The organism is Ferdinandcohnia sp. FSL W7-1320 (genome assembly GCF_038050315.1).
Classification (GTDB): domain Bacteria; phylum Bacillota; class Bacilli; order Bacillales; family Bacillaceae_L; genus Ferdinandcohnia; species Ferdinandcohnia aciditolerans.
Window position 1 is genome coordinate 5,300,732 of sequence record NZ_JBBPAM010000001.1, and the last position, 19,623, is coordinate 5,320,354.

15 protein-coding genes, 1 pseudogene and 1 riboswitch are annotated in these 19,623 nt (G+C 37.9%); of the genes and pseudogenes, 6 read left to right on the forward strand and 10 right to left on the reverse strand.

Going from position 1 to position 19,623, the window contains the following annotated elements:
* Positions 1-39: 39 nt before the first annotated feature.
* Positions 40-1,035 (reverse strand): aliphatic sulfonate ABC transporter substrate-binding protein, encoded by a 996-nt coding sequence (locus NST91_RS25315; protein ID WP_341333359.1) that lies wholly within the window; start codon positions 1,033-1,035, stop codon positions 40-42.
* Positions 1,036-1,152: 117 nt separating this feature from the next.
* Positions 1,153-1,262, reverse strand: a riboswitch (SAM riboswitch).
* Positions 1,263-1,612: 350 nt separating this feature from the next.
* Between NST91_RS25315 and NST91_RS25320 the strand changes: the two genes are divergently transcribed.
* Complete coding sequence (locus NST91_RS25320) at positions 1,613-2,116, forward strand: DoxX family membrane protein (RefSeq protein WP_341333360.1); 504 nt, start codon at positions 1,613-1,615, stop codon at positions 2,114-2,116.
* A 47-nt stretch (positions 2,117-2,163) separates the two neighbouring features.
* Here the strand turns inward: NST91_RS25320 and NST91_RS25325 are convergent, their stop codons facing one another.
* Positions 2,164-2,322: a hypothetical protein gene (locus NST91_RS25325; RefSeq protein ID WP_341333361.1), complete on the reverse strand. Its 159-nt coding sequence runs from the start codon at positions 2,320-2,322 to the stop codon at positions 2,164-2,166.
* Positions 2,323-2,749: 427 nt separating this feature from the next.
* On the opposite strand from NST91_RS25325, the gene NST91_RS25330 reads away from it, so the two are divergent.
* Entirely contained in the window at positions 2,750-3,979 is a 1,230-nt protein-coding gene (locus tag NST91_RS25330; protein ID WP_341330810.1) for an IS110 family RNA-guided transposase, read from the forward strand.
* A 242-nt stretch (positions 3,980-4,221) separates the two neighbouring features.
* Positions 4,222-5,139, forward strand: a complete 918-nt coding sequence (locus tag NST91_RS25335) for an aldo/keto reductase (protein WP_341333362.1) — start codon at positions 4,222-4,224, stop codon at positions 5,137-5,139.
* A 1,935-nt stretch (positions 5,140-7,074) separates the two neighbouring features.
* On the opposite strand, the pseudogene ftsZ reads toward NST91_RS25335, so the two are convergent.
* Positions 7,075-8,028: pseudogene (gene ftsZ, locus NST91_RS25340) on the reverse strand (cell division protein FtsZ); the annotation flags it as partial.
* A gap of 193 nt (positions 8,029-8,221) precedes the next feature.
* Here ftsZ and NST91_RS25345 point away from each other — a divergent pair.
* Positions 8,222-9,214 (forward strand): LysM peptidoglycan-binding domain-containing protein, encoded by a 993-nt coding sequence (locus NST91_RS25345; protein WP_341333363.1) that lies wholly within the window; start codon positions 8,222-8,224, stop codon positions 9,212-9,214.
* Between the two features lie 69 nt (positions 9,215-9,283).
* Here NST91_RS25345 and NST91_RS25350 read toward each other — a convergent pair whose 3' ends face one another.
* From NST91_RS25350 to NST91_RS25375, 6 genes are all read right to left on the reverse strand, one after another.
* A complete protein-coding gene (locus NST91_RS25350) occupies positions 9,284-9,991 on the reverse strand; it encodes a GntR family transcriptional regulator (RefSeq protein ID WP_341333364.1) in 708 nt (235 codons plus the stop codon).
* A 164-nt stretch (positions 9,992-10,155) separates the two neighbouring features.
* Positions 10,156-11,205, reverse strand: a complete 1,050-nt coding sequence (locus NST91_RS25355) for a lactonase family protein (protein ID WP_341333365.1) — start codon at positions 11,203-11,205, stop codon at positions 10,156-10,158.
* A gap of 67 nt (positions 11,206-11,272) precedes the next feature.
* Complete coding sequence (gene licT, locus NST91_RS25360) at positions 11,273-12,121, reverse strand: BglG family transcription antiterminator LicT (protein ID WP_341333366.1); 849 nt, start codon at positions 12,119-12,121, stop codon at positions 11,273-11,275.
* A 47-nt stretch (positions 12,122-12,168) separates the two neighbouring features.
* A complete protein-coding gene (locus tag NST91_RS25365) occupies positions 12,169-13,035 on the reverse strand; it encodes a Cof-type HAD-IIB family hydrolase (RefSeq protein ID WP_341333367.1) in 867 nt (288 codons plus the stop codon).
* 200 nt (positions 13,036-13,235) lie between these two features.
* On the reverse strand, positions 13,236-14,579 hold the full coding sequence (brnQ, locus tag NST91_RS25370) for a branched-chain amino acid transport system II carrier protein (protein WP_341333368.1): 1,344 nt from the start codon (positions 14,577-14,579) through the stop codon (positions 13,236-13,238).
* A 1,107-nt stretch (positions 14,580-15,686) separates the two neighbouring features.
* Positions 15,687-16,352 carry a phosphatase PAP2 family protein gene (locus NST91_RS25375; protein WP_341333369.1) on the reverse strand — a complete coding sequence of 222 codons (666 nt, stop codon included), beginning with the start codon at positions 16,350-16,352 and terminating at the stop codon, positions 15,687-15,689.
* A gap of 141 nt (positions 16,353-16,493) precedes the next feature.
* On the opposite strand from NST91_RS25375, the gene NST91_RS25380 reads away from it, so the two are divergent.
* Entirely contained in the window at positions 16,494-17,195 is a 702-nt protein-coding gene (locus NST91_RS25380; protein WP_341333370.1) for a metallophosphoesterase family protein, read from the forward strand.
* Between the two features lie 206 nt (positions 17,196-17,401).
* On the opposite strand, the gene NST91_RS25385 is transcribed toward NST91_RS25380, so the two are convergent.
* Entirely contained in the window at positions 17,402-18,289 is an 888-nt protein-coding gene (locus NST91_RS25385) for a LysR family transcriptional regulator (RefSeq protein WP_341333371.1), read from the reverse strand.
* Between the two features lie 119 nt (positions 18,290-18,408).
* Between NST91_RS25385 and NST91_RS25390 the strand changes: the two genes are divergently transcribed.
* The gene (locus tag NST91_RS25390) at positions 18,409-19,599 is read left to right on the forward strand and encodes a coenzyme F420-0:L-glutamate ligase (protein ID WP_341333372.1); all 1,191 of its coding nucleotides are present in this window, start codon (positions 18,409-18,411) and stop codon (positions 19,597-19,599) included.
* The last annotated feature ends 24 nt before the right edge of the window (positions 19,600-19,623 follow it).

A 19,623-nucleotide genomic window follows, 5' to 3' on the forward strand; every position in this document is an offset into this window, starting at 1 on the left:
CTATCACGAGGAAGTGCCGTTTTAAAAGAGGCACAATCCCTATTGTTTAATTACGTTTTCCGCAAACGTAGGATTAATCAATTCCTGAACCAGTTGATCCAATTTAACATCTTTTCCGATGATTTCCTGCGCTTGAAGCACCTTACCTGCTTCGGTTAATGCCTCAATTTGTATTTCACCAGGAACAGGATTAGAAAAATCATTTCGTTCATTTAATTGTTTATTAGCAACTTCAATATCAATATTTGCGGACTTTGCCAAAATTTCCGCTGTTTCCTCTGGATTTTCTAAAACCCATTTACGAGCCTTTTCGTAGACCTCAATGACTTTTTCTACGTACTTGGGATATTTTTCCGCAAACTCAGAACGCACATTTAAGGTTCCATACGTATTAAAATCTGCATTGCGGTAAAAAAGGTTCGCATCCGTTTCTAATTCAACTCTTGCCATATGAGGATCTAACCCCGACCATGCATCCACCTGACCAGAAGATAACGCGGCCGCTCCATCTCCATGCTGGAGGTTAACGATTTCAACATCTGATGGACTTAACCCTTCCTCATTAAGGGCGCGTAATAGGAAAATATATGGGTCTGTTCCGATAGTTGCAGCAACCTTTTTTCCTTTTAAATCACTTATATTTTGAATCTTTGAATCTTTATTTGCGACCAATGCTGTCCACTCTGGCTTCGAGTAAATATACACCGATTCAATTGGAGCACCCTTTGCTTTTGCCATTAGAGCCGCTGCGCCTGCAGATGAACTGAAATCCGCACTTCCACTATTTAAAAATTCCAATGCTTTATTACTTCCTTGACTTAGAACAAATTCAACCTTAATTCCCTCTTCTTTGAATGCTTCTTCAGCCCACCCAAACTCTTTTAACACAAGACTCGTAGGCGAATAAAAAGCATAATCTAATGTGATTTTTTTAGGTTTTTCACTTCCTTGACTCGCTTTACTTGTGCTATTCGAACAACCTGCAATTCCAATCAACAGTAATACAGCAATAAAAATAACGCTTATTTTCTTCATGTCTGTACCTCCAGTATTTTTATAGGAAAACTAGGAATAGTACTAATACAACTTCTAACTTGCATATCCTAACGATGAAAAAAGCCCCCTTCTAGTAAGAAGAGGGCTTTTTTCCTCCTCTTATCTTTCAGGTAATTTTACCTGATGGAATTAGCACCTTTTCAAGAATAATCTTGAAGGTTGCCGGGTTTCGTAGGGCCATGTCCCTCCACCGCTCTGGATAAGAGTCCTTTATTAAATTAATACGTTCTAGTTTTACTTTATAAATGGATTATAGAGTGTAAAATACCCAAAGTCAAACACTTTTTGAAAAATTTTCCCTTATTAAAATTTTCGGTGATTATAATCATTCCCTATACAAAACGTTAACTTTGAGACTATAAATACAATCAAAAAACATTTGTGTCATATTTGTGAAGCCCATTGCTTTAATTGAAAATCCATTGTATATTAAGAGTGTAGAAAGTTAGTGAAAAACTTCACAAACTAACTACCCAAGCTGGCAGCTAAAACGATCATATTTTTTTATAACAACTTGTGAATAGTTTCACAATATAAAATAAAAGGGGAGATTAAGATGAGAACATTCTTAAAAGGACCTAAAATGGCAGTTATTTGGACAGTATTACGTGTATGGTTAGGTATTCAATGGCTAGAAGCTGGTTTTCATAAATTGACTGGAGGATTTGACGCAGGTGGATTCCTCCAAGGAGCACTTGCAAAGGCTGGTGGCGAACACCCAGCAGTGGCAGGTTGGTATGCAACATTCCTAGAAGGCTTTGCCGTTCCAAACGTTGATATAATTAACGTACTCATTCCATGGGGAGAAGTTCTAGTTGGACTTGGATTAATCTTAGGTGCTGCAACAATCCCAGCATTAATTGCAGGGGCATTCATGAACCTAAACTTCTTACTTGCTGGAACAGTTAGCACAAACCCAGTACTTTACACATTAGCAGTTATTCTCTTATTCGCAGGCGCTGCAACATACTACTACGGTGTAGATAGATTTGCAGTACCATTCTTAACAAAACGAATTCATGTGAAAAAAGATACTAAAACAGCAACAACCACTGCATAACTAAAAAAAGGAGTTCTACCCGATTTTGGGAGAACTCCTTTTATATTCTACTCATCATCAATCTCGCCGTCACCGATTTCATCTTCCTCTTCAATCTCTTCAATTTCCTCGCCTTCCTCAGGTCTTTCGTCATCCCCACAACCCGCTAAGAAAAACATCGGAAATGCTAATAATAACAGCATGAATAAGCGTTTTATTTGGTTCATTACTTAACCTCCTCGTATAGTAAGTTTATAGTCCTCTTTCGAGGTAATTTCCAATTAAAATATTGTTCTTTGATAATTCTATAGATGTTAGTTCAGATAGTGGGGGGCTAGCCCCCCACCATCTGAAAAAGTTTTCCAAAGGGTGGACTTTTCGTGATGTCCCTAGATAATGGTCTTAGGATCGTTTGGGGGATTTCTATCATCTCCTGTAGCTTTGACTACTACAAAAGTCTGTCTCCCCAGTCCTTGTTCGAACTTCTAACCCGCAGGCTGTTCCCTTTGGCAGCCCATGCTGGAAGTTGCAGCTTCCAGGCAGCTCATGGACCAAAGTGAGTTCTAATACGCGAGGGTGATTGACCGACAAGTACACTGGGGATATCCCGAAGAGTCCTTCCCTTGATCCTAGATTGAAAGGAGGTTAGCCACCATGAAATTATTTGTTGGAATAGACGTTAGCTCTCAAGATATGAAAGCTTGTGTCATGAATTTTGAAGGAAAAGCATTAACTGCTCTCACTGTTGACAACAATTTGACAGGGGCATCTTATCTGAAAGATCTGATTGTCAAGATAGCCCAAAGTAACTCAATTTCCGAGATTCAAATCGGGATGGAGGCCACTTCAGTCTATAGTTGGCATCCTGCTATGTTTTTTCACGAGGATGAATCTCTTAAAGAATTTAAAACAACAGTCTTTACTATTAATCCAAAACTAATTAAAAAATTTAAAGAGTCATATGTTGACCTGGATAAAACAGACCAAGTCGATGCTTGGATTATTGCAGATCGCTTACGGTTTGGACGTCTTCCACTAACGGCGGTCATGCAGGAACAATTTATTGCTCTTCAAAGGTTGACAAGAATGAGATATCATCTCGTTCATAACCTAACGCGAGAAAAGCAATATTTTCTGCAACACTTATTTTATAAGTGTAGTTCCTTTACGACTGAAGTGGATAGTTCGGTTTTTGGAAATGCCATGTTAGAGCTATTTCTTGAACAATATAGCTTAGATGAAATTAGCTCAATGGATCTTCAAGAACTTGCGAATTATCTTCAAGATAAGGGCAAAAATCGCTTTACTGACGCCGAGTGTGTGGCGAAATCCATTCAAAAGGCTGCGAGATCTTCCTACCGATTATCAAAGTGTGTGGAAGATTCTATCGACCTATTATTAGGGACTTCAATAGAGTCCATCCGTAGTATAACTAAACAGATTAAAGAACTTGACAAAGCCATCCAAAAGCTTCTAGAAGGTATCCCTAATACCTTACAGACGATTCCAGGAATAGGCCCAGTCTATACCGCTGGTATTTTAGCCGAAATTGGACAAATTGATCGCTTTGATAACCAAGCTTCCATTGCCAAATATAGTGGACTTACATGGTCCAAGCATCAATCAGGCAAGTTCCAAGCTGAGGAAACCAAAATGATACGTTCAGGAAATAGATTTCTTCGTTATTACCTTGTTGAAGCTGCCAACTCGGTTCAACGAAATGAACCTGAATTTCGGGCATACTACCTGAAAAAATATCGTGAGGTTCCTAAGCATCAACACAAAAGAGCACTCGTCTTAACGGCAAGAAAACTTGTGCGGTTGGTCGATGCGCTGCTACGCAACGATCAAGTCTACACGCCAAGAAGGAAGGTGAATAACTAAAGGATAAAACATCCTAAATCCTTCAATGTTTTCCAGTAAATGGTTTAATATCTTACTGGGTTTCTTAAGTATTGTCTTTTTTAGGTATTGGTTGGCTTACAATTTCCAATTCCTTAGATTTTGGTACTTGACATATTACCGCAGGACTTTTATCTATACTTTCCAATCAATAGCGAAATATGTAAACTAGAAATGGGTAACAGTAATAATATTCCTATATTAAAACTTGGAGGTTTAACACAATGCGAAAAATAAAACTCGGCACTAGTTCACTAGAGGTTCCTGTTATAGCAGTAGGGTGTATGAGAATCAACTCATTAGAAAAGCCTGAGGCGGAAGCGTTTGTACAAACGGCATTAGAAAACGGAGCAAACTTTTTTGACCATGCCGATATTTACGGAAGTGGCACTTGTGAAGAAATCTTTGCAGATGCGATACATATGAACGATGACGTGAGGGAGAAAATCATTCTTCAATCCAAATGTGGCATTCGAAAAGGAATGTTTGACTTTTCAAAAGAACATATACTTAATTCCGTAGATGGAATCTTAAAACGTCTTAAAACGGACTATCTTGATGTTTTACTTTTACATCGTCCAGATGCCCTTGTTGAGCCTGAAGAGGTTGCAGAGGCATTTGATGTGTTGGAATCATCAGGGAAGGTTCGTCATTTTGGAGTCTCTAACCAAAAGCCGATGCAAATACAGTTATTAAAAAAATATGTAAAGCAGCCAATTGTTGCAAATCAGCTACAATTAAGTATCCCCAATGCCCACATGATTGCAAGTGGTGTTACAACTAATATGCAAATTGATCAATCCATTAACCGTGATGGAGATGTCCTTGATTTTTGCCGATTGAATGACATTACCATTCAACCATGGTCACCTTTTCAATATGGTTATTTTGAAGGACCTTTTCTCGGTAATGAAAAATGTCCAGAATTAAATCAAAAAATTGATGAAATTGCTGAAAAATACGGCGTATCCAATACAACTATTGCAATTGCGTGGCTATTACGTCATCCAGCAAACATGCAGCCGGTAATTGGAACCATGAATATCGAGCGATTAAAGGATTCCGTGAAAGCAAGTGAAGTCCAGTTATCCCGCGAAGATTGGTACAGCATTTTTCAAGCGGCTGGTTATCTACTTCCGTAAATAACAAAGCTTCGCTCACGCCCGTATATTGGCGATAAGCAAAGATTAGCGCTGACAGAAGGCGTCCTTTGCTTTCAAAGGTGATTGGCTTGTGACCTAGAGCCGATGGTGCCTGAGCTAGACAAAGCAGGCAAGGGTAAAATTTTTTCGGTTGTGTCTGAGGTTTAGGTAGCTTTGGACAGGCTAAGGTAAAATTTACTCGGTTGTGTCTGAAGTTCAGGTTTCTTCAGACTTATAATGGCAAAGCCTACGCGGTTGAGAACGAAGTTGAGGTATCTTCGGACAGGTAATGGCAAAACTTGCCCGGTCGTGTCCGAAGTTCGGTTATCTTCGGACAAGCTAAGGCAATATCTACACAGTTGTGCCCGAAGTCGAGGTAGCTTCGTACTTGCAATAGCTAATTTTGAGGGGGTGTGTCCGAAAGTCTGTGTGTCTTCGGACTACTAAGATAAAATCTACGTGGTTGTGTCCGAAGTTCAGGTGACTTCGGACAGGCATAGGTAAAATCTGCGCGGTTGTGTCTGTAGTTTAGGTAGCTTCGGACTGGCTAAAGTAAAATTTACTCGGTTGTGTCTGAAGTTCAGGTTTCTTCAGACTTATAATGGCAAAACCTACTCGGTTGAGAACGAAGTTGAGGTATCTTCGGACAGGCAATAGCAAAACTTGCCCGGTTGTGTCCGAAGTCCAGGTATCTTCGGACAAGCTAAGGCAATATCTACACAGTTGTGCCCGAAGTTCAGGTTTCTTCAGACATACAAAGGCAAAATCTACTCGGTTGTGTCTGAAGTTCAGGTATCTTCAGATTTATAATGGCAAAACCTACGCGGTTGAGAACGAAGTTGAGGTATCTTCGGACAGGCAATAGCAAAACTTGCCCGGTTGTGTCCGAAGTTCAGTTATCTTCGGACAAGCTAAGGCAATATCTACACAGTTGTGCCCGAAGTTCAGGTTTCTTCAGACATACAAAGGCAAAATCTACTCGGTTGTGTCTGAAGTTCAGGTATCTTCAGATTTATAATGGCAAAACCTACGCGGTTGTGTCCGAAGTCGAGGTATCTTCAGACTTACAATGCCAAAACCTACTCAGTTGTGTCCGAAGTCGAGGTAGCTTCGGACTTGCAATAGCAAAATCTACTCGGTTTTGTCCGAAGTTCACGTAGCTTCGGACTTACAATGGCAAAATCTACTCGATTGTGTCCGAAGTCGAGGTATCTTCAGACATACAATGGCAAAATCTACTCGGTTGTGTCCGAAGTTCAGGTATCTTCAGACTTACAATGGCAAAACCTACTCAGTTGTGTCCGAAGTCGAGGTATCTTCAGACTTACAATGCCAAAACCTACTCAGTTGTGTCCGAAGTCGAGGTAGCTTCGGACTTGCAATAGCAAAATCTACTCGGTTGTGTCCGAAGTCCAGCTAGCTTCGGACATACAAAGGCAAAATCTGCGCGGTTGTGTCCGAAGTCCAGCTAGCTTCGGACATACAAAGGCAAAATCTGCGCGGTTGTGTCCGAAGTTGAGATGGCTTCGGACTTACAAAGGCAAGATCTGCGCGGTTGTGTCCGAAGTCCAGTTATCTTCGGACATACAATGGCAAAATCTACTCAGTTGTGTCCGAAGTCGAGGTAGCTTCGGACTTGCAATGGCAAAATCTACTCGGTTGTGTCCGAAGTTCACGTAGCTTTGGACATACAAAGGCAAAATCTACTCGGTTGTGTCCGAAGTCGAGGTAGCTTCAGACATACAATGCCAAAACCTACTCAGTTGTGTCCGAGGTCGAAGTAGCTTTGAACATACAAAAACAATATCTGCACGATTGTTAATTTTAAACGATCAACCAAAATAAAAGCGTGAATTCATATGTGAATTCACGCTAAAATTTATTATTATTTACTACTTTTCACCTGAAAACCAGTTACTCTAAAGCGTCTTTTTAATTTTCAGTAAATCCTGTCGCAATGACCGTCACAATAATTTCATCTTTCAAGTTGTCATTAATGACTGATCCAAAGATCATGTTTAGATCTTCGTGTGTTGCTGATGAAATCACGTCGGCCGCTTCTTGTATTTCGAATAGACTTAAATTTCGTCCGCCTGTAATATTTAAAATGACACCACGTGCACCACTTATGGATGTTTCAAGAAGTGGACTATTGATTGCTTTATTTGCCGCTTCAACTGCACGCCCGTCCCCTTTCGCCATACCGATTCCCATCAAAGCTGTTCCTCTGTGTGACATGACTGTTTTTACATCCGCGAAATCCAGATTAATTAATCCTGGGACCGCAATTAAATCGGAAATCCCTTGTACCCCTCGGAGTAGAACATTGTCTGCTTCGCGGAAGGCTTCAATCATCGGTGTACGCTTATCGACAATCTCCAATAGTTTCTCATTAGGAATGATAATTAAGGTGTCAACCGCTTCCTTCATTGCATCGATTCCTGCATCTGCATTAACAGCACGCTTACGACCTTCAAATCGGAATGGTCTTGTTACAACACCTATTGTTAATGAGCCCAGCTTCTTAGCAATTCTTGCAATTTCCGGTGCTGCTCCAGTACCAGTGCCACCGCCCATTCCAGCGGTGACAAAGACCATGTCCGCTCCTCTTAAAGCGTCCTCAATCTCTTTCTTGCTTTCTTCAACGGCTCTCATCCCTATTTCGGGATTGGCACCCGCACCAAGCCCTCGCGTTAAAGATGCACCAATTTGAATGGTGATTTCTGCTTTTGATTGATTAAGTGCTTGTCCATCTGTGTTTACTGCTATGAATTCAACACCTTCTACCCCTGCTTCAATCATTCGATTCACGGCATTATTTCCACCACCGCCAACACCTATTACTTTTATTCTTGCAAATTGATCTATGTATGGTTCAAACTCTAGCATGACTTTTTCCTCCTTGCCGCCCATTGCCTTCTTCCTAAGTGAAGACGGTTTTATACTATATACTTCGTAGTACTACTTCGCTTTCTGTCATGAATTTCCTCTAAAAATTAAAAAGAACCTACAAATACCTAAGAAGCATAATATTAGATTTCTTTTACAAACTAATACTAACATGTTATGAAAGGAACGAGCCATGAAAAACAGGATAGCATTTGTATTTGGAGCCTTTTTCTTTATTTTTATCGCATTCCTTCCTACAGATGTAGGAGCAAATAGTACTGAAAACACGTATGTTGTCCAAGCAGGTGATACATTACCTGGGATTGCGAAAAAATTTGAAACCTCTGTAGAAGAATTAAAAATCACCAATGGGATTCAATCAGATTTATTAGTTGTCGGACAGAAGCTATGGGTACCTACATCCTATGAAGTTGTAGCCGGAGATACATTGCAGAATATTTCTTCCAAGTTCCATACATCCCCTGAGCAGATTAAAACGACAAACAAACTTTCAGCTGAAAAAGTCATTCCAGGACAGATTCTCAAAATTGCCCCAAGAAGGATGAATATGCAAGGGGAACACATTTTAATGACAAAAGAAGAATTTAAAGATTGGCTTTTCAACCAGAAGATCAAACGAAAAATAAGCCTTATCCAGCAGCACCACACTTGGGTCCCAGACTATGGTCGGTTTAATGGCTCAAACCATTTTGGGCTATTAACAGGTATGGAAAATTTTCATAAAAATAATATGGGTTGGAAACATATCGCCCAAAATATTACGACTTTTCCTGATGGGAAAGTCGCTGTCTCAAGGCCATTACATATTGTCCCAGAAGGCACAATTGGTAGTAAAGCAAACTCTGTCGGTATTGCAATTGAACACCTTGGAAATTTTGATCTGGGTCATGATGTGATGACGAAGGAACAAAGCGACACAATTATCTATGTCAATGCCGCTCTCAGCCTTAAATTTGGATTAACCCCTTCCATTGACAGTATTACCTACCATCATTGGTGGGATTTGCGAAACGGTGAAAGAGTGCTGGATAAAGGGCCCGACTATAATGTGAAAACCTGTCCGGGAACCGGTTTTTTTGGTGGCAACTCCACAACAAGTGCCAAAAAATATTTTTATCCCTTGATTATCAGTAAAATGGAAGAGCTTCGAAAAGAAATGGAATAAAACAAACCCACTCAACCATATGGACGAGTGGGTTTGTGCAAATTCTATTAAAATAATGAGGAAATAGCCTTAAATCATTATACTTTCTTTCTTAAAATATTCAGGTTGTTCCTTCATAAATTCATACAAATGAGAAATCCCTTTTGTAATATGCTTGTTTACAACATCCTCTGCTACTACAACATCCTTACATTTAAGAGCATTAAAAATAGCTCTGTGTTCATCCAAAACAGTCTCCCAATCCTCTGCCTTTGTATTGATAAGTCGGAGCATCCGAACCCGTTTATATTGCCCGTTCATTTGGTCGATTCCCTTCCAGATACGGTCCATCCCTAATCCTTTATAAATGAGTTCATGAAATTCATCATCATAGGCTAAAAAGTCTTTTTCGTTTTCTTCCCGTAAGGCAATTTCCTGCATTGTTAAGCATTTTTCTAATTTATATAATGAGTCAGGAGTTAGTTTTTCCGTCGCTTCTCGAATTACAGCAAGCTCCACAGCTTTCCTCATAAATCGTGACTCTTCAATATGTTTCGGATCAATTAAAGACACAAAAGTCCCAATCTGTGGCTTTATTTCTATTAATCCTTCCTTTGCAAGCTGCATCAGAGCTTCCCTAATCGGTGTTCTACTAACACTCAACTGAGCACCAATTTCAGATTCAGAAATTGGGGATCCCGGACATAAAGAAAAATCCATAATTTTTTCACTCAAATAGGAGTAGACATATTCTCTTCTTGTACCGCCATCACGTCGTCTAACTTGATTGTATTCCATAACCCAACTCCCCTAAACAAGCTTCATCCGTAAGTATTTACTTACCTAGATAATATAAACTATTATTCTATTATAATCATTTTATACTAAAACGCTTACATAGGGTAGCCCCGAATTACAAAAAAAGGAACCTGGTGCTTTTTCCAGGCCCTCCTCTATATTTTTTAAGCATGTAAAAACTTCACGCAAACTGGATATGGTACCGTTATATCTGAGTCAATTTGTGTTAATTTTCCTGTTTGTTCATCCCTCGCATATAACACAAGGTTACTTGATTCCTGGTTGGAACCCACAATGAACTTTTCTGTTGGATCAAATACAAAGTCACGTGGCCAATCTCCTTTTGACGAAACCCTTTCGACTAATGTTAACTTCCCTGTTGCCTCATTCACTTCGAAGACAGCAATACTGTTATGTCCACGGTTAGCCGCATATACGAACTTCCCATCCTTTGAAATATGTATAGCACTACCTTGACTGTTTTCAGTGAAATCTTCAGGAATGGTTGAAATATATTGAAGTTCCGTAAAGTTTCCATTGCTACTGTCATATGCTAAAGCAACCACTTCATTGCTTATCTCTGTCATTAGATATGCATGTTTCCCATTAGGATGAAAGGCAATATGTCTTGGCCCGCTTCCTGGTCTTACCGATAAAGTACTTACTTCATGTAATGACCCATTCTCTACTGCATAAGTGATAAGCTTATCAATGCCTAAATCAACTGCCACCACATACTTTTCATCTGGAGTAAATCCTGAAAAATGGGTATGTGGTTTTTCTTGTCTTTCATGTGGTCCGTTACCTTCATGTGCAACAACCGATTGGGAAGATTCAATTCCTCCTGTTTGACTGTTAACTGAATACAGTTCGATTGTCCCTTTATGATAATTCGCGGAAACAACTTGGTTATTCTCCTTGTTTACACTGATATGACAAGGTGATGCCCCTTCTGAAACATGGTTATTTACTGGCATTAAATCCCCTGTTTGACTATCGATAGAGTATGCCGCGACTCCACCCGATTCTCCATCTTTTATTACCGAGTATAGAAAACGATTATCCTGACTCACTGTTACATATGTAGGATTTCCCAATGTTGCCGCAAGCTTTACATCCTCTATTTTTTGTACGTCCGTATCTAAAGTAAACGTATAGACTCCCTTGCTGTCCCCTTTTGTATAAGTACCAACATATCCGATAAACTTGCCCATTGTTGAACCCCTCTCATCATTTATTTATTTGCGTTCATGTGTATCAATTCTTTTACAATCTACATGATCACAGGTTTTTATGTCGATTTGTGACTCGATGAATATGTACGGTTAAATAAACTTCTTCTTCTTTAGAAATCTTCCAACCAAACTCTGTCTTTAAAAACTTCGAAACTTTCTTCGTACATTTATAAGCATCTGAATACTTAAGTTTGATCTGCTTATGGAAAAAATCTTCAACGGAATCAGATAATTTTTCCTTGCGCATATACCTCATTCCAAAAAAGCGAAGATGGGTTACAAATCGTTCATAGTTCACAGAAGTCTCATCAAGCTCCATTTCAAAATGATCTTTTACTATGTTTAGTATATCATTTACCATCTGTGCAATCTGAATCGCTGCCCCCATATTATCTCCTGAAAGTTGCCCATTGACCAAATGTAGAGCAATTGAAGCCGCTTCGTCTTCATCAAGTCTAATACCGGTCTCTCTTTCAATAATATCCAAAGCTTTTAATGCAATTTGGAATTCTGGTCTATAATATTTTCGAATTTCCCATAATAGGGCATTCTTCAATTGTATTCCTTGGTTATGCCGACTAATGGCAAAACTAAGATGATCTGTTAAAGCCACATATAGGTAATCATCTAGTTTATTAGGTAATTGAGTTTTTGCATATTCTAAAATTTTGAAGGAAATGCTTAAATACAACTCTGATGTATCTTCGAGTAACTTGGCAAGTTTTTCTGTAATCCCATGCTTTTGTAAAATAAAAGTTTTCTCAATTTGCGAAGCATCAATTATATCTCCAGACTTACGTTGAAAAGCTAAGCCTTTGCCCATGACCACTATTTCTTGATCGAGTTCGTTTCTACACATCACAACATTGTTATTTAAAACCTTTTCGATTTTCATGCATCCACCCCGTTCCTAAATCGATACCCTACATATGCGTGTAAATTTCAACTATAATACTCTTTTAGCATTTCTTCTATTGCGAAAGCTACCCCATCTTCTTCATTTGTTTTTGTATGAAAGTTACAGATGTCTACTATTTCTTTATCAGCATTTCCCATGGCAACACCACGACCTGCCATTTCGAGCATACTTTTGTCATTTAGGTTATCTCCCATCGACATGACATCCTTCATTTCAATCCCCATACTTTTAGCTAATTCTGCAAGAGCTAAGCCCTTGATCGCTTCTGGATGGTTAAACTCCAGATTTAAGTAACCTGAAGAAGTGATGACTACCCCAGTCTTATCTTTTAGCTCATTATACACCTGCTGATGTCTTTCCTCATCGTCCGCAAAGCTTAAAAGTTTATAAATTTTTAGATCATCCATGGCCTCTAATTGTTCATAATCCTCGATAAATTGAACACTTTCATTCTGGAAACGAAGCTCAATTTTCTGATTAATTTCCTCATCTGTAAAATTTGGATTGACAGTTTTCCACCAACTAGTCATTCGTTCGATAAATCTATTTCTTCCAAAAGAAAACAGTCCCTTGTTGGTAAAAAACTCCGTATACATTTCGCCGTTATGACAAGCTGTGTATACCTTCTTACAAACCGATTTATCCATTGGAATATCACGTAATACGTTACCATCTATATCAAATGAACTAGCACCGTTCAAGGTAATAATGGGACATTTAATTCCTACTTCCTTAAGAGGCATATTCGCAGCATCATATGACCTTCCTGTTACAACAACAAATTTTACCCCTTTATCCATTGCCTTTTGTATAGCATGTGCATTAGCCGCACTAACCTTACTATTTTCATTTAATAGAGTTCCATCTAAATCTGAAGCAATCAGTTTCATCCCAAATCCCTCTTTCGTATAAAATGAAAAAACCTAAATAAACTGTCTCCTAAAACAGAAACACCTTACTTAGGTTTTGCCTGCTTTACCAGTTACAATCCTACAGTCTATTATAACAAGATATATATTTAACACAAAGCTAACGCTACTCACATAAAAAAAGGCTACTTACAACTTTATGCTATAAGTAGCCTTCCTTCTTATTCTTTAATTGGCTCTGGGTTAAGAGCACCATGTTTAATGATACTAATTAAATAGCCAATTACACCACCGACTATTGCTGGTACAATCCAGCCTAATCCAACTGAATATAATGGAAGAACTGATGCTAAGAAGTCATTTAAAGCAGCAATTTTAACACCTGCTGCATTTAATCCATCATTAATGCTTAGGATCAATGTAACTAAAATACTAACTTGATATACTTCCTTACGTCCCTTGAATAGAGGGTGTAAGAATGTTAATGCCATCAAGCAAATCGCTAATGGATATAAAGCAACCAAAACTGGTATAGAAAAACTAATAATTGTACTTAAACCGAAGTTTGAAATCACAGCACTAAATAATGTAAAGACAACTGCCCACTTCTTATAAGAAAGAGCAGGAATTAATTTTGTGAAATAAGAAGCACAAGATGTAATAAGTCCAATACTTGTTGTTAAACATGCTGCGATAACAATTACTGCAAGAATAACTTTCCCATACCATCCAAAGAAATGTTGAGAAGCAGCTGCTAATATTGCTCCACCATTATCTAACATTCCAAGACCTTCTACACTTGTTGCACCTAAGAATGCAAGTGAAGAATAAATAACTGCTAGTAGAACACCTGCTACTAATGCAACTTTACCTGTTGAAAGCATGATTTGTTTTTTAGAAGTTGCTCCACGTTGCTTCATAATGTTAATAATGATAATTCCAAATACAAACGCTGCAAGTGCATCCATTGTGTTATACCCTTCTTGGAAACCTTTAAAGAAGCTATTTGACATATAGGTTTCTGTAGGCTCTTGAATCGCACCAATCGGATTCACGAATGCCGCTATAATAAGAATAGCAATTACGATTAATAGTATCGGTGTTAACATTTTCCCGACAATATCAACAATCTTACTAGACTTTAAAGAAAAGAATAGTGTTACCCCAAAGAACACAATTGTAAATAGGAATAACGGAAGATAGCTGCTTTGATTTTCTAGGAATGGAACAATCCCAATTTCATAAGCAACTGTATTCGTTCTTGGAATTGCAAAGAAAGGACCAATTGTTAAATATAATGCAACAGTAAAGAAAATACCATAAATAGGATTAACTCGTCCCGCTAACGACTCCAAATCGCTTTTACCTGAGAATGCTAATGCAAGTATACAAAGAACAGGTAATCCTACTCCTGTAATGATGAAACCAAGATTGGCTGTAAAAACATTATCTCCAGCTAACTGACCTAATTGTACAGGGAAGATTAAATTCCCTGCTCCAAAGAATAATGCAAACAACATAAATCCGACTGCAATTACATTGCTAAATGAATCTCTCGCTGACATATCTATTCCTCCTAAAACACTCTAGACACCTAATTATCCGATAACTTCTAGAGCATAAAAAATTATACTAGTAAACTCACTTGCTTACAAATCTAATCTTGATAGGAACTAATATATCACACAAAAAATTCAAAAGCAACACTTTTCAGAAAATAAAATTATATCAAAATACTTTTAATAATAAATGTAAGTACTGGTATTTAGTTCCACTGTACTAGCATAATCTATCATTTTAACGATATTTTCTTCATAAAACGATTACTTGTAATAATGGCTACTTTATAACGATTCAGTACTTGTTTTATCGAATAAGAACCTTTTACTTAGAACAAATTAATAAAAACTTATTACCAGAAGGGTTGTTATCGATGTTAAAAAACGGCATCAGGCTTTTTATTGTTTTATGCTCGGTAGTAGCTGAAGTGTGACTTCCAAAGAAATCGTATATAAAATACTTACCTGTTTCCTTATTCTCATCTAGTATTATTATGTTTGAAATCTTCTATTTTACCGTACACAAGCTCTGGAAAGTAAAAGGTAGTGTTGGGGCAATGGTTTGTGACACCTGTATATTAATTATAGGCCCTTATCTTTTTGCGAATTACTGGGTGTTTAATCTTTCAAAAGGAAAGTTTCTGCCATATACCTTCATCAATCTTGTCGCTGATTGGATTTACGCATACCCAATTATTTCATTACTAAGACAGCTAAAATTTTTCAAATTAAAAATTAGTTCTGCTAAGTTCTTTACCTTAATTTTTTCTAATGCTTTAATGAACTATATCTTCCACAAATTTTATGAAAAATGCATTGCACCAAAGCAATCGAAAAATCACCTAGAATTTGGCGAAGCCGGCTTTTACTAATAAATCCACACAAAAAAGGGACCATTTAATTCACTGAATTAAATGGTCCCTTTTTAATAATACACTTAAAAATAATACATTTTAACGTGTTACTTCACTACAGTATCGGCCCCACCTTCGCCAAATACCACGATGACCACACATGTCATCCACCTGACTTTATTATAATTGATAGCGCTTTCATTTTCAATTAAAACCTTTCCCTAAGATTCGACAAAATCGTTGGAATCATCTACCTGTATCAACCCGTTTGTAGCTTCGTGTTTTTGATGGCTTGTCTATCCTTGTACCACTGAAAGGTCCATATTGAAAACCCAAGCCATGTAGCACTTGCAAAATATCCACCGATAATATCGGTTGGATAATGGACTCCTAAATATATTCGACTGATCCCAATCCCCACTATCATTATTCCACTAGATATGAGTAGTACCATTCTCCCCCACACGACTGGAATATGGCGCCATAACAGGAATGTGAAGATACCGTAAAATGTGAAAGCATTCATCGCATGACCACTCGGAAAGCTATAACCCGAGATTTCAATTAATCTGCGGAATTCTGGTCTTGCCCTTTCAAATAGTTCTTTTAGTAAGATGTTTAAGAGTGGCGAACCAACCATCACGCCTATAAACAAAACCAACTCATGACGATGCTTCAATACTTTATAGAGGAAATACAAAATAAGAAGGGATAAAACAACGACGACTGGTGCAGACCCGATTAATGAAAGGAACTTCATCAGCGCGGTAAGTCTGGCTGATTCCATCCCCTGAACTAAATCAATCACACGCCTATCAATAAGGAGCACATCATGGACATGAACAAAGTAGGCCAAAGTCCCAAACACAATAATTGATGAAAAACAAAAAATAACGGCAACTGATAGCGGTTTTCTTATGTTCATTAGCGTCATACTCTCTCTAGTTTGATCACTTGCTTTTAGGAATTTATTTACTTTAAAAAAATTTGCAAAATGGGTATTCCTCACTATGACGTAGGGTGTGCTAAAATAGAAGAACCTATTATAGTAAAAGGTTGTGTGTGGATGAGACGAATGCTTGCGATAAGCGATATTCATGGTGACTTAGATAAATTTGAACGGCTTTTAGAACTAGTAAAATACAATGATCAGGCAGACCAGCTTTTGTTGTTGGGAGACTATGTTGATCGAGGACCACACTCAAGGGCTGTTTTAGATAGAGTAATTGAGTTACGGGACAAAGGAGCTATTGCGTTGATAGGCAATCATGAAAAGATGATGATGGAGGCTTTCCGCGCTGATTCAATGAGTGTCAAACGATGGTTTTACAATGGCGGGATAAAAACTTTACAAAACTACGGCTATCACATTGAAAAGGATGATGCGAAGTATTGGTACACCACGGAGGAAATGCCTAATCTTCTTCAAATAAACAAAGAAATTCAGCAGCATTTAGAAATTTTAAAGGAATTTCCATATTATTATGAAACAGATACTCATATTTTTGTTCATGCAGGGGTTCATCCTGAAACACCACTAGAATCAACTGACCCCCATTTATTAGTCTGGATTCGCGAGGAATTTCACAATGGCTACACGGGACATAAGACTGTTGTTTTTGGTCATACACCTACCAAATATCTACATAAGAGTAATGAAGTTTATTTCGGAAAAAATAACATCATTGGTATTGATGGTGGCTGTGCATACGGAGGGAGACTTTACTGCCTTGATGCTACCAATTCGCAGATTTATTATGTCGAATGAATACACAGGGCAGTTCTACAGTTTAAGAAATTAGAACCGCCCCAAAACTAGCTTTATGCTTCTTTACTAATCAACGCTTAGCAACAATTTTTTAGAAAAGATTCTTTTAAAAGAGTAACCTGTCTTTCTTGTAAAAGTACACTGGTTACTCAGTTTTGATTTTTATTTATCTCTTAAAAATTATGACATGGAATAGATATACACCCTCATCCTTCCTTCTTAACGATTTCAACAAACTTTGTTGATGCTGGTGATAGTGGTACATTTTTAACGTAACAGATTCCAATGCTCCGTTTTGGGATCTGTTCTGTAAGCTTTACCTCATGTAGGATGCCACTTTTTAAATATTCTTGGGAAAATTCTCTCGTGACGCAGGCAATACCAAGATTTATTTTAGCAAACTCCAATAATAAATCATGAGAGCCCAGTTCAAACTCGGGCGATATCCTCAGTCCCTTTGACAATAGATATTCCTCAACATAATTTCGTGAAATGGATTTCGGTTCTAAAAATATTAATGGATATTCTATAAGATCGGACACATTGACTGACTTATATAGAAGCTCTTTATAATTTTTCCCGCACACAAATATATCATGAATATCCATGCATGGAATTTGTGCTAGGGTAGCGTCATTTACCGGGAAGTTACAAATGGCGAGGTCAACCTCTCCTAACTTCAATAAAGAAATAAGTTCCTGGGTTGTCCCATTTTCAATCTTAAACTTTATATTGGGATATTCCGTATGAAAAATTTCTAAATAGGCGAGCAAAAAGTATTTCGATATCGTATCACCCACACCTATTCTTAGTTCCCCTTTTGTTAGATTCTTAAATTCCATAATCATTTCCTCACCAACATTGATGAGATTCATAGCCGAATGAACATATTCATATAAAAGATTTCCCTCATCGGTCAACGAAACCCCTTTAGGTGTACGGTTAAATAGTCTTGTATCCAATTCTCTTTCTAGTTGCATCATCGCTTGACTAACTGCAGGCTGTGTCATAAATATGTCCTTGGCCGCCTTGGAAAAGCTCCCATTCTTAGCAACTACACTAAAAACTTTATATAAATCTAATTTACCTATCATATTAATACTCCTTATACCCATTATTAGATATATTAATTTTACTTATATCCCATGGTAGATGTATAGTACTAGTAGATAATATTTACATAAAAACTTATCAGCATGTAGGAGTGATTGTTTTGGAAAGAGTAGTTGGAACAGTTGTAAGAGGTTTACGTGGACCAATCATCAATACAGGTGACAGCATTGAGCAAATCGTTGTTGATACTGTATTAACCGCTTCTGAGGTGGAAGGTTTTACAATTCAAGATAAAGATATCATAACGATTACAGAATCTATTGTTGCTCGTGCTCAAGGTAACTATGCGACAATCGACCATATCGCAAAGGATGTACAATCTAAATTTGGAGACGACACAATCGGTGTTATTTTTCCAATCCTAAGTCGTAACCGTTTTGCGATTAATCTTCGTGGAATTGCAAAAGGCGCAAAGAAAATCGTCCTTATGTTAAGCTATCCATCAGATGAAGTAGGTAATCACCTAGTGGACCTTGATTTACTTGATGAAAAAGGCGTAAATCCTTGGACGGATGTGTTAACAGAGCAACAATTCCGCGAATTTTTCGGACATAATAAACACACTTTTACAGGTGTAGATTACATTGATTACTACAAATCGTTAGTTGAAGAATACGGAGTAGAATGTGAAGTAATCTTCTCAAATAACCCAAGAACGATTCTAGACTATACTAAGAGCGTGCTAACTTGTGACATTCACACAAGATTCCGTACAAAGAAAATTTTAAAGGCAAACGGCGGAGAAAAAATTTATAGCCTTGATAATATTCTTTCAGAATCAATCGACGGCAGCGGCTATAACGAAAACTATGGCTTACTTGGTTCTAACAAAGCAACTGAGGAAAGCGTGAAGCTCTTCCCTCGTAATTGCCAACCAGTTGTAGATCAAATCCAGGAAGTCCTCAAAGAGAAAACTGGTAAAATGGTAGAGGTTATGATTTACGGTGACGGCGCATTTAAAGACCCTGTCGGAAAGATTTGGGAACTTGCTGATCCGGTTGTTTCACCTGCCTACACAGCAGGCCTTGAAGGAACGCCGAATGAGGTTAAATTAAAATATCTTGCTGATAATAATTTTGCAGATTTAAAGGGCGAAGAACTTAAAAAGGCAATCTCTGAGTTTATTAAAAATAAAGAAAACGACCTTGTTGGACAAATGGAAGCACAAGGTACAACACCTAGAAGACTAACTGACCTGATTGGCTCTCTATCTGATTTAACTTCAGGAAGTGGAGACAAAGGTACCCCGTTCATCTATATCCAAGGGTACTTTGATAACTATACAAAATAAAGAATACCATTTCCTCTGTGATCT